Here is an 11,365-nt window from a genome sequence, read left to right on the forward strand (position 1 = left end):
GGTTTCGAAGCAGAAAAGGAAGTAGTTTCGTTGTCCCGCATTGAAGAATTCGTGAACGTCCAGGCCCCGATCGCGACGCTGGAGGTGCCGTCGGCCGGCCAGCCGATCGGCTGCACCCTCGACGCGGCGTTCCACGCGGCCCGTGCCGCGTTCAACGCGACGAAGGCCGTCGACTACGAGGTGGCGGCCAAGTTCGCGCGCGAAGTCGTCCACCACGGCGGCTTCACGACCGCCGACCGGAACCTCTCCGCGGCCATCCGCGACGACCTGTCGAGCGAGCAGCTGCTGGCGGTCCGCAGCGACCTGGTCTGAGTAACCGGCGAAGCCGCACCGGGGCATCCCCTCGGTGCGGCTTCTTCGTGCGAGGCGCCGGATCAGCGGGCGGGACGCTCGATGGCCCGCAGGGTCTCCATCAGCTCGTCGTTCGCGTAGCCGTTCCACTGCGGGTTGAGCAGGCCGAAGGTCTCGACCGTGCCGCGGACCCGGTTGTAGCCCGCCGACTGGGTGCCGTTGATCGGCCACCACGCCCAGTCGAGGTCGGCCTTCGCCAGGTACCGCGCCATCGTGAACGGGTACGTCAGGCGGTCGGACGTACACAGTGTCCCGTCGGACTTCGGCTGCGTGCAGCCACCCCATTCGCTCACGTACACCGGGGCCACGTACGGCTTGGCCGGGTCGCGGACGTACTCCCACCGGGATACGACGTTCGCCTCGAATGTCGCGTCGTCGGCCAGCTGGCCTGCCGAGTGCGACCACGAGTAGTCGTGGACCGCGTACACCAGGCGGTTCGGCACCGACAGCCGGACCGGGGCCGTCGGGACGCCCTTGAGGTCGTACTGGTAGTTCAACCCGCTGGTGATGATCAGCAGCTTCGGGTTCACCGCCAGCACCGCGTCGCCGCCGCGCTCGGACGCCGCCCGCCAGTCGGTCGCCGGGTTGCCGTCGCCCCACGTCGGCCTGAGGCCCTGGCTGGGGTCCGGGCGGATCTCGTTGCGCAGCTCCGCCGCCACCACCTGCGGGCGGTCGCGGTAGCGGGCGGCCATGAACCGCCAGTCCGCCAGCCACGCCGATTCCGGGTATGCCGGCGTGTGCCACAGCCCGTCGCCGTGGGCTTCGTCGCAGCACCAGTCGCCGCGGCTGCGGTGGTTGTCGAGGATCACCATCAGGCCGTGCCTGCCGAGCGCGTCGATGACATCGTCCAGAATGGACAGTGCGCGTTTCCCGCGCAGCCGCGGGTTCGCGGTCAGGTACTCGTCGGCGACGACCGGATTGGACTCCACCAGCTCGTTGGACCACGGCAGCCGCACGGAGTTGAACCCGCCCTGGCGGATCAGGCGCGCCAGCTTGTCCAGCGGCTGCTTGTCCAGGCCGCCGACGACGAACTCGGCGGACTCCGCGCCGAACCAGTTGACGCTGGCCAGCTTGACGCGGTGACCGCGCTGGTCGACGACCCACTGCGCGCTGGTCTTCAGCGGCAGGGCGACGCCGGGGACGTGCGCTTCGGCCGGCGCGGGCAGGCTCAGCATCGGCAGCAGCGCGAGCGCGGCCAGGACGGCGGTTCTCAAGCGGGACAAGGGGGACCTCCAGGTCATGGGGCAGGCAAGGCGACTTCGGCGGTGACGCCGTCGGGCCACGTCAGCGTGACGCTCCGGCCGTCCGTCAGCGTCACGGACGGATCGGGCTCGTCGGGACCACCGCGGTCCAGGACGACGACGGCGGCGAACACGGCACCCGCCTCGGGCGGCTCGCCGGTGGCCAGGAACGGAATCGCGGTCCACTCGCCCAGGGGCGAAACCCCGGCTTCGACGGCCACATCGGCAATGGGGAAACCCCGCAGGGACCGCAGGACCGACCGCAGCTCGGGCGTCCGCGCGCAGGCCGCGTCGGTCTCCGGCGGTGCCGAATCCGTCACCGGCCAGCCGGTCAGCCGCAGGGACGTCACCGGGCCCTCGACGCGGTCGACCCGCACCAGCCGGACCTCGACGCCGCCGCGGACCACCGACGCCACGGTCAGCACCGGCCCGGCCACCACCGGACCGCTGCGGCCGGACCCGTGGTCGGGCGAGTCGTCGCCGGACGTGTCGATCCAGCGGACCTGCCCCTGGGACGCCGCCGCCAGCACGCCACCCGGCAGTTCCGTTGCGTAGCACGTCGTGAACCCGGCCCGGTGGCTCGCCCGGCCGTCCGCGTCCAGCGCGGCCACCGTGTTGTCGGGCACGGAACCGAGCGGGGGCATCGTGGCCGTCGAGTAGCCGAGCCGGGCGTAGAGCGGCGCGTCACCGCGCGGGTCGCCGGGCCGCGCGTGGTCCGTCCCGTGGTTGACGACCAGGGCGATGCCGTCGCGACGCCGTCCCGAGACCAGCCAGCCGGGTGCGGTCACGACGCGGGCGACGTCGCCGGTCTCCAGCGGCAGCGGCTCCTCGACGTCCGTCCACACGGGATGGTTCGCCGGCAGCGCCAAGCCGAGCAGGCCTTTCGCCGCCCAGTACGGTGAACCCGGCCCGGAGTACGCCTGGCGCATCGCGGGCCAGGCGTGGTGCCAGCCGAGGGTCAGCAGGCCGTCGGGGGCACCGCGGTCGGCGAAGTGCCGTACCATCCCGCCCGCCACCCGCCGGGTCAGCCCCGGGGACAGCCGGGACGTCCCGGTGAACGCGCCGACCCAGAACGGGGCCGCCGCGGCGAACCGGTAGGTCAGGCTGCGGCCCTGCAGCAGCGGCGACCCGTCGGTGCCGACCAGCCGGACGGCGTCGTCGAGGTAGTCCCGCAGGTCCGCGGCCCACTGGTGGCGCAGCGAACCCGGGCACAGGCTGCCGGTGACGTCGAACAAGTGCGTCCACAGCAACGGATACAGGTGCAGTGCCCAGCCCGTGTAGTGGTCGTACGCCCGCTCGTCGCCGTCGCTGAGCCAGCCGCCGGGCCGCCGCAGCGACGCGTGCACGGCGAGGTCCTCCTCGATGTCCGCCGCCGACCACGGGCCGCCCGCCTCGCGCAGGAACGACTCGACGACGATCCGGAACCACACCCAGTTGATCGGCGGATACGGCTGCCCGATCACCGTCGCGAGCCAGGCGACGACCCGCTCGCGGACGGCGTCGTCCAGCCGGTCCCACAGCCAGGGCCGGGTCAGCTGCAGCACCAGCGCGATCGACGCGGCCTCCACTTTGGACTGACCGAGTTCGCCGGGCCGCGGCCACGCCTCGGGCGAAGCCGGATCGGTGCCGGCGGCGAGCCCGCGCGCGTAGCGCTCCAGCAGGCCGCCGTCGGACGCGCCGCCTTCCCCGGCCACCCGGAAACCGGCGATGAGGAACGTCCGGGCGAACCCCTCCAGGCCGTCGGACGCGCGGCCGTTGCGGCTGGCCGGGCCGGGCAGGTCGATCCGGGCGCCCGACGGCGAGCGGTAGCGGTCCACCGCCGCGAGCAGGCCGTCCGCGTACGCCGTCCAGTGCCCGCGGGTCCAGCCGGTGTACGGCGAGAGCCGCCGGTCCTCGACGGCGGTCATGCCTGCACGGTCAGGGTCTGGCGGGTCACCGGGGCCCGGGGCGGGAGACCGGCGGCGTAGCGTTCCAGCTCGCCCAGCGCCTCGGCGCTCATCCGGCGGGTCTCCGAGCCCAGCGAGCCCGCGATGTGCGGCGTGAGCACGACGTTCGGCAGGGTGTAGAGCGGGGAGCCGGCAGGCAGCGGCTCCGGCTCGGTGACGTCGAGGACCGCGTGCAGGCCGTCGGCGACACAGGCGTGTTCCAGGGCCGCGGTGTCCACGAGCGCGCCCCGCGCGGTGTTGATCAGCACCGCGCCCGGCGGCAGCGCGGCCAGTTCCGCGGCACCGATCATGTGCCGGGTCTCCGGCAGCGACGGCGCGTGCAGGCTCAGCACGTCCGCCTGCGGCAGCGCTTCGGCCAGCGTGGCGGGTTCGGCGCCGGAGGCCAGGATCTCGTCGGGGTCGACGACCGGGTCGACGACGAGGACCCTGGCCAGGTCCAGCAGCCGCAGCAGCGCGGCGACCCGGCGGCCGACGCGGGAGAACCCGACGAGCACGACCGTGCGGTCGCGGCCGGACAGCTCGCCCCGCCCGTCGCGGTACCCCCAGTCCTCGCGGAACTTCCGCGCGTCGGCGGCCAGGAACGGCACCTTCTTGAACGCCCAGAGGATCGCGCCCAGCGTGTACTGGGCCACCGGTTCGGCGTTGGCGTCGGCGGCGGTGGTGACCAGCAGGCCCCGGTCGAACACCGCCGCGCCGACGTGGTCGCGGACGCTGCCCGCGGCGTGCAGCACGGCCCGCAGGCGCGGCGCGCCCCGCAGGACCGTCTCGTCGAGCGGGGGACAGCCCCACGACGTGATCAGCACCTCCGCCTCCGCCAGCCGCGCCCGCGCCGGCGCCGAAGTCAGCTCGTCGGTGCACAGCGGCTCGCCCACGCGGGCCGCGGCCCGCAACCGGGCCAGTTCCGCGTCGCCGAACTGCAGCCGGAAGGTGTCGTACCCCATCACCAGCAGGGTTTCCGGACGGCGGGTCATTTGACGCTGCCCGCCGCCAGCCCGGACCGCCATTGCCGGTGCAGCAGGACGAACGCGACCACCAGCGGCAGCACGGCCAGCAGCGAGCCGGTGATCACGAGCGGGTTGTACTGGGGGAACTGGGTCACGCGGGTGCTCCACTGGTAGAGGCCGAGGCTCATCGGGAACAGCTTCGGGTCGGTGAGCATCACGAGCGGGAGGAAGAAGTTGTTCCAGATGCCCACGAACTGGAAGAGGAAGACGGTCACCAGGCCGGGCCGCATCATCGGCAGCCCGATGGTGAAGAACGTCCGCAGCTCGCCCGCGCCGTCGGTGCGCGCGGCTTCGAGGACCTCGCCGGGCACCGCGGCCTCGGCGTAGACGCGGGCGAGGTAGACGCCGAACGGGTTGGTGAGCAACGGGATGAACACCGCCCAGAACGTGCCGACCACGTGCAGCTGGGTGGCCAGCAGGTACAGCGGCAGGGCCAGCGCGGTGGTCGGCACGAGGACCCCGGCCAGCGTCACCGCGAACAGCAGGCGGCGGCCGGGGAAGTCGAGCTTGGCGATCGCGTACCCGCAGGCCGCGCAGATGAACGAGCCGAGCACCGCGCCGAGGCCCGCGTACAGCAGCGAATTGCGGATCCAGGCGAGGAAGACGCCGTTCTCCTGGGTGAACAACGCACTGAGGTTGGCGCCGAGGTTGAACTGCCCGAACTCGAACGCGCCGGTGGTGGAGAAGTCGCCGACGGACTTGGTGGCCGAGGTGACCAGCCAGACCAGCGGCAGGACCGCGTACAGGGCGGCCAGTACCAGCAGGACGTGCACGACGGTGCGCGACGTCCACCGCGAACCTGCGGGGGAGAGGGTCACCGGGACCTCCGGGCGGACAGGCGCATGACCAGCGCCGAGAGCAGGGCGGAAACGAGGGCCAGCAGGACGGACGCGGCGGCGGCGCGCCCGTAGTCGTTGGCGATGAACGCGGCTTCGTACACATACAGGCTCGGGGACCAGGTGCTCGTCACCGAGCCGGTGAACCCGCGCAGCACCAGCGGTTCGGTGAACAGCTGCAGGGAGCCGATGACGGTGAACACCAGCGCGACGAACATCGTCGGCCGGATCATCGGGACCTTGACCGACCACGCCGTCCGGATCCCGCCCGCCCCGTCGGCGCGGGCGGCTTCGAGGACGTCGCGCGGCACGGCCTGCAGCGCGGTGTAGAAGATGATCATGTTGTAGCCGACCCACTGCCAGGTCGCGATGTTGACGATCGAGGGCAGGATGCCGGTCTTGCCCAGCGGGTCGATCGGCAGCAGCGCGGTGAGCCCGGAGTTCGGGCTGTAGAGGTAGGCCCAGATCAGGCCGGTGATCACCGTCGGCACCGCGTAGGGCAGGAAGACCGACAGCGACCACAGCCGCTTGAGCCGCACGACGGCGGAGTCGATCAGCAGGGCCAGCAGCAGCGCCAGGCCCAGCATGATCGGGATGTGCACCAGCACGAACAGCGCCACGTTGCCGAGGCTGGCGTGGAATGCGCTGTCGGTGAGGACGTCGGCGTAGTTGCCGAACGCGATGAACGCCTGTGTCGGGCCCGAGAACCCCAAGCCGGACAGGCGATCGGTGAAGAGGCTGAGGTAGAGCGCGTAGCCGATGGGGACCAGCACCGTCGCGGTCAGCAGGATCGCGAACGGGGCCGCCAGCACCAGGCCGGCGCGGCCGCGCCCGCGGCGGTCCCGCGCCGGGACACCGCGGCTCGCCGGGGCCGGCACGCTCGCGGCGCGTTCGGGAGTGAGGACGGTCATCACGCTTTCCCTTCCAGCACGGTCAGTCCGCGCTCGCGCAGCGCGGCGACGGCGTCGGCCTGCGTCTGCCGGACGGCGGCGGCCAGCGTCGTGCCGCCGGTCTTCACCCCGCTCATGCGGTCGACGACGGTGGAGAAGATCCGCAGGGCGTTGGGCCCCCACGTCCAGCCGGGGACGCGGCGGGCGGCCTCGTCGAGCACGTCGTACACCGGGGCACCGAGGAAGTACCCGCCCTTGTAGGCCTTCCGGGCGACGTCGCGGCTGGCCAGATACGCGGGGAACGGCGTGGTGAACGTCGTGCCGAGCTTCGCCACGGCGGGGTCGGTGCTCAGCCAGCGCAGGAACTTCACGGCCGCGTCCGGCACCTTGCTCTCGGCGGAGACGGCGAACGCGCTGCCGCCCTGGACGCCGTTGGCCGGGACGCCGTTCCAGGTCGGCATCGTGGTGACCGCCCACCGGTTCTTGTCCTGCGGGATCGACTTCACCAGCGAGCCGACGCTCCAGGACGCGCCGAGCAGGCCCCACAGCCGTCCGGTGTGCATGGCGCCGATCCAGTCCTGGTCGCCGGTCGGGGCGGTGGCGACCAGTCCGTCGCGGATCATGCCCTGCCAGTAGTCCGCGGTACGCAGGGTGCCCTCACCGCTGATGTCCACCCGCCACGAGCCGTTGTCGACCCGCCACCACGGATCGCCTGCCTGCCAGCACATCCCGGCGAAGAAGGAGCCGTCGTTGAGCGGGAACGTCGTCACGCGTGCCGCCGGGTCGGCCTGCCTCACCGCCTGCGCGGCGGTGCGGAACTCCGCCCACGTGCGCGGGACCCCGATGCCGTGCTTGTCGAACAGATCCTTGCGGTAGTAGAGCACCATCGGCGCCAGGTCCATCGGGACGGCCCAGGTGCGCCCGCCGGGCCGGACGCCTTCCCAGGCCGCGGGGGAGTAGCCGGGCTCGAGGTCGGCCAGGTCATCGGTGAGGTCGCGCAGGCCGCCCGTGGTGAGCAGCTGTGGCAGGCCCTGGTACTCGGCGTGCAGGACGTCCGGCGCGTTGTGGGCGCGCAGGGCGTTGGTCTGCTGGGCGTAGCCGCCCTTGAGGCCGGACGCGATCACGTTCAGCTCCACCGAGATGTCCGGGTGCGTGGCGTTGAACGCGGCCACGTACTTGTCCATGCCGGTGAGCCACGACCAGATGCGCACGCGGGTGGCACCGGAGGCCGTCGTCGTCGACGTGCCGCAGCCGCCGAGCAGTCCGCCGGCGGCCACCGCGGCCGTCGCGGACAGGAACGTCCGGCGGGTCAGTCCCGCCGATCCCCGAAGCGTCATTGCTCCTCCGTCGAAGTGATGCCTGCCACTGTCAGCTGTGCCATAGTTCGAGTCAACAATTGTGGTCACGAACGATCACGAACGATCAGATCCGAAAGAGGCGGCAATGGTGCTGCGCGAGCGGCTGGGTGCGCTGTTCGACGAACGGACGACGGCGCTGCCCGCTCCGGTGCTGGTCCCGGACGTGCGCGACCGGGCCGTCTGGGACGCCGTGGACGGCGACGCGCTGGTCGCCGAAGCCGCCGCGCTGCTGCCGCACCCGGCACCGGTGCTGACCGCGACGGCGTGGGCCCGGACGTTCCGCGACGGCGTGCGGACCGACTACGAAGACGCGGCCCGTGCCCTGCGCGAGCGCGTCACGCTGCTCGTGCTGGCCGCGGTGCTCACCGGCGAACGGCCGCCGGGGGAAGTGCCGTTCCTCGACGGCGCGATCGACGGGCTGACCGCACTGGCCGAGACGACCACCTGGTGCTGGGCGCCGCACGACCGGCACACGGCCGGGCGCGGCGAGGTCGTGGCCGATCCCGGCGACCCGTTCCTGGACCTCGGCGCGGCCGAGGTCGCGGCCCTGCTGGCCTGGGCCGACCACGTCCTCGGCCCGCACCTGGACCTGCGGGCTCCGGGATTGCGCCGCCGCCTGCGGCGCGAGGTCGAGATCCGCGTCCTGACGCCGTTCGAGCGGATCCGCGACTGGCACTGGCTCGGCCTGGACGGCGACGCGCACAACTGGAACCCGTGGATCCACAGCGCCGTCCTCACCGCCGCGCTCCTGCTCGTGACCGACGACGAACGGCGCCTGCGGCTGGTCCGGCTGGTGGCCGAGGGGCTCGAGCACTACGTCGCGGTCCTGCCCGACGACGGCGGCATCGACGAGGGCGTCGCCTACTGGTGGCACGGCGCCTGCCGGCTGCTGGAGTGCCTCGACCTGCTGGCCGACGCGACCGGCGGCGACGCGCGCGACCTGCCCGTGCTGGCCCCGCTGATCCGCTTCCCGCACCGGATGCACCTGGGCGGCGACGCCTACGTCAACGCCGGGGACGCCCCGGCCCGGCTGCCCGCGGACCAGCCGTGGCACGTGCTGCACCGCTGGGGCGCCCGGCTGTCCGATGTGGACGTCCGCGCGCACGCGGCGGCCCGGGGCGGCGGGCGCGTGTGGCCGTCGGCCGGGCTGGGCCGGGCACTGACCGGCCTGCTCGACGAGAGCTGGCGGAAGGCCGAACCGGGCGGCACCTGGCTCGCCCGCGAGGAATGGCTGCCGCGGGTGCAGGTGCTCGTGGCCCGCGAAACCGCGGGCACGTCCCGCGGGCTGACCGTGGCGGTCAAGGCCGGGCACAACGGGGAACGGCACAACCACCTCGACGTGGGCTCCTACTGGGTCGCGGTCGACGGCGAGCCGGTGGTGGCCGACGCCGGCCAGCCGACGTACACCGCGGCCAGCTTCGGCCCGGACCGGTACCGGGCCTGGCCGTTGCGCAGCGAATGGCACAACGTACCGGAGCCGGGGTGCCCGCAGGAGCCGGGCGAGGCCCGCGGCGCCCGCCACGTCCAGGTGAACCTGACGGCGGAAACCGCGTCGTGGTCGGCGGACCTCGCGGGTGCCTATCCGGGCCTGGCCCGCTGGGTCCGGTCGGTGCGGCTGGTCCGCGGTCCCGGCGCGCACGTCCTGGTCGAGGACGACGACACCGTCCGGCCGGTCCGGCTGCGGCACGTCCTGGCGGGCGAGGTGGAAGTGAGCGACGGCGAGGCGTTCGTGTCACTCGGCGGACGGCGGGTCCTGCGGCTGAGCTGGGATCCCCGGCACACCACGGCGGAACTCGAGCGGCGGCCGCTGGACGACCCGCTGCTGCGGGCGTCCTGGGGCGGGCACCTCAGCCGGCTCACCCTGGTGGTGCACGACGGCCCGGCGCGGGTCCGGCTGGAGCAGGTCCGGTGATGCTCGCCTCGGAACGCCACCAGCTGATCCTGTCCCTGGTCCGCGAGCACGGCGCGATCCGGCTCGCCGAGCTGGTCGAGCGGCTGGGCGTCACCGCGGTCACCGTGCGCCGGGACGTCACCGAGCTGGCCGACCGCGGGCTGCTGACGCGGGTGCACGGCGGTGTCACGCTGACCCGGCCGCGTGGCGGCCACCCGGAACCCGGGCGCGTCGCGTCGCCGTTCGGGCCGCCCATGCCCGGCGCGCTGGTCGGCATGGTCGCGCCGTCGGTGGAGTACTACTGGCCGACGGTCGTCCAAGGTGCCCAGTCCACAGTGGCCGCCGCGGGCGGGCGGCTCGTGCTGCGCGCGTCCAGCTACGACGCGGCGGAGGACCGCCGCCAGATCACCAAGCTCCTCGAACGCGGGGTGCAGACCCTGCTGGTCGCGCCGGCCACCACCGGCCGCGGCGCGCTGGACCTGCTGCGCTGGCTGGGCTCGCTGAGCGTCCCGGTGGTCCTCGTCGAGCGCCTGCCGCCGCCGGAGCTGCCCACCCTGGCACTGGACGCGGCCACGACGGCACACGCACTCGGCGCGGGCCTGGCCGTCCGTCACCTGGTTTCCCTCGGCCACCGCGGGGTCGGGCTGATGGCGTCGCGGTCCAGCCCGCACACCCCGGCCGTGCGCACCGGCTGGCGCGAGGCGGTCGCGTCGCTGGGCCTGGAACCCCGGGCGGCGCTGGACCTCGACATCCCCGCCTACGGCTCGCCGGGCTGGGCGGCCGAGTACGACGCCCTGCTCGACCGCTGCCGCCGGGCGGGGGTCCGTGCCCTGCTGGTGCACGCCGACCGCGAGGCCATCGGCCTGATCGAGCGGGCCCGCGACGGCGGCATCGCGGTGCCGGGCGAGCTGGCGGTGGTCTCCTACGACGACGAGGTCGCGGCGGCGTCGGACCCGCCGCTGACGGCGGTGTGCCCGCAGAAGCACCGGCTCGGCGCGGTGGCGGCGGAACTGGCGCTGGCCCGCCTGGCCGAGACGGCCGAGCGCCCGGTCCACCGCCTCCAGCTGTGGCCGACGCTCGTGGTGCGGGAATCCTGCGGGGGCGCGCCGGAGCGCGCGCAACCGTGAAATCGTCGAATTCGAGCCGGTTTCCTCCGGAATACGGCCCGTTCACGAATCCGGTTGTGTCGAACCGGTAACGACCCGGTCGCGATCTTGGTCATTTACAAGATGTGGATCACCTCCTACTCTCCGCGGAATGGGACATGCGATTGTTCGCATGTGGGGACAGTGAGGTGACTCGATGACGCGTCCGGCGGGTGTTCCGCGCCAGCAGATTTCGGTTCAGGAATTGATTCAGCGGGTACGCGCGGAGAATTCCCCGCCGTCTCCGGCGGCGGGAACCGGGCAGTGGGACCGGGGCGTGCCGGGGAAACCGCGGCCGCGTGCCGACGCTCTCACGTGGTGGCTGGCCGCCGCCGCGGTGCTGGTGACGGTGCTGAGCGTGTTCGCGCTGGTGTCGTTCGTGGCCTAGGGTCCGTATCGAAGTGGGGAATGGCCTGGAATCACCGAGGCCGAGTGCGGGAAGGGGCGCGGTGGGGCGGCCTGCTGCGGCGATCCGCCTGGGTCGGGGGTCAGGTGAACTGAAAGGCGCTTTCCTGGCATCGGATGCGAGGAAAGTCCCTTTCGCCGCACCAGGTGAGACGGAAGTCCCCTTCAGCCCACCCGCACGCACCCTGCGGGTGCGCAGCCCGGCCGGGTCGCCGGGGGCCGCCGCGGCGAGAGGGTCGTGAGTGAGAAACAGGGGGTGAACACCCTTTCTCACGCCCCACAACCCCCGGCCGACCAC

Annotated in this window: 9 protein-coding genes; 3 read left to right on the forward strand and 6 right to left on the reverse strand. The window is 73.1% G+C overall.

Annotated features, from left to right (window positions below; all coding sequences use genetic code 11):
- Positions 1–30 precede the first annotated feature (30 nt).
- A complete protein-coding gene (locus ABJI51_RS03325; protein ID WP_348947418.1) occupies positions 31–312 on the forward strand; it encodes a hypothetical protein in 282 nt (93 codons plus the stop codon).
- Positions 313–374: 62 nt separating this feature from the next.
- Here the strand turns inward: ABJI51_RS03325 and ABJI51_RS03330 are convergent, their stop codons facing one another.
- From ABJI51_RS03330 to ABJI51_RS03355, 6 genes are read right to left on the reverse strand one after another with little or no spacing between them, the layout of a single operon-like run.
- Positions 375–1,574, reverse strand: coding sequence for a glycoside hydrolase family 5 protein (locus ABJI51_RS03330; protein WP_348947419.1), 1,200 nt, complete (start codon positions 1,572–1,574; stop codon positions 375–377).
- 14 nt (positions 1,575–1,588) lie between these two features.
- A complete protein-coding gene (locus tag ABJI51_RS03335) occupies positions 1,589–3,499 on the reverse strand; it encodes a DUF2264 domain-containing protein (protein ID WP_348947420.1) in 1,911 nt (636 codons plus the stop codon).
- Complete coding sequence (locus tag ABJI51_RS03340) at positions 3,496–4,509, reverse strand: hydroxyacid dehydrogenase (RefSeq protein ID WP_348947421.1); 1,014 nt, start codon at positions 4,507–4,509, stop codon at positions 3,496–3,498. The genes ABJI51_RS03335 and ABJI51_RS03340 overlap by 4 nt, the downstream gene beginning before the upstream one ends.
- A complete protein-coding gene (locus ABJI51_RS03345) occupies positions 4,506–5,315 on the reverse strand; it encodes a carbohydrate ABC transporter permease (protein WP_348947667.1) in 810 nt (269 codons plus the stop codon). Before ABJI51_RS03345 ends, ABJI51_RS03340 begins: the two co-directional genes overlap by 4 nt.
- A 41-nt stretch (positions 5,316–5,356) precedes the next feature.
- Entirely contained in the window at positions 5,357–6,289 is a 933-nt protein-coding gene (locus ABJI51_RS03350) for a carbohydrate ABC transporter permease (RefSeq protein ID WP_348947422.1), read from the reverse strand.
- A complete protein-coding gene (locus ABJI51_RS03355) occupies positions 6,289–7,605 on the reverse strand; it encodes an ABC transporter substrate-binding protein (protein WP_348947423.1) in 1,317 nt (438 codons plus the stop codon). Before ABJI51_RS03355 ends, ABJI51_RS03350 begins: the two co-directional genes overlap by 1 nt.
- Before the next feature lie 106 nt (positions 7,606–7,711).
- On the opposite strand from ABJI51_RS03355, the gene ABJI51_RS03360 reads away from it, so the two are divergent.
- Together ABJI51_RS03360 and ABJI51_RS03365 are read left to right on the forward strand one after the other, a co-directional pair.
- Positions 7,712–9,538, forward strand: a complete 1,827-nt coding sequence (locus tag ABJI51_RS03360; protein WP_348947424.1) for a heparinase II/III family protein — start codon at positions 7,712–7,714, stop codon at positions 9,536–9,538.
- Positions 9,538–10,644 (forward strand): substrate-binding domain-containing protein, encoded by a 1,107-nt coding sequence (locus ABJI51_RS03365; RefSeq protein WP_348947425.1) that lies wholly within the window; start codon positions 9,538–9,540, stop codon positions 10,642–10,644. Before ABJI51_RS03360 ends, ABJI51_RS03365 begins: the two co-directional genes overlap by 1 nt.
- Positions 10,645–11,365 lie beyond the last annotated feature (721 nt).

It is taken from the genome of Amycolatopsis melonis, assembly GCF_040064235.1.
GTDB classification, from domain to species: Bacteria; Actinomycetota; Actinomycetes; order Mycobacteriales; family Pseudonocardiaceae; genus Amycolatopsis; species Amycolatopsis melonis.

Bases quoted from the DNA above. Each gene is read 5' to 3' on its own strand.
- ABJI51_RS03360 (WP_348947424.1), top strand. From the start codon at position 7,712: ATGGTGCTGCGCGAGCGGCTGGGTGCGCTGTTCGACGAACGGACGACG.
- ABJI51_RS03365 (WP_348947425.1), top strand. From the start codon at position 9,538: ATGCTCGCCTCGGAACGCCACCAGCTGATCCTGTCCCTGGTCCGCGAG.
- ABJI51_RS03335 (WP_348947420.1), bottom strand. From the start codon at position 3,499: ATGACCGCCGTCGAGGACCGGCGGCTCTCGCCGTACACCGGCTGGACC.
- ABJI51_RS03350 (WP_348947422.1), bottom strand. From the start codon at position 6,289: ATGACCGTCCTCACTCCCGAACGCGCCGCGAGCGTGCCGGCCCCGGCG.
- ABJI51_RS03355 (WP_348947423.1), bottom strand. From the start codon at position 7,605: ATGACGCTTCGGGGATCGGCGGGACTGACCCGCCGGACGTTCCTGTCC.
- ABJI51_RS03340 (WP_348947421.1), bottom strand. From the start codon at position 4,509: ATGACCCGCCGTCCGGAAACCCTGCTGGTGATGGGGTACGACACCTTC.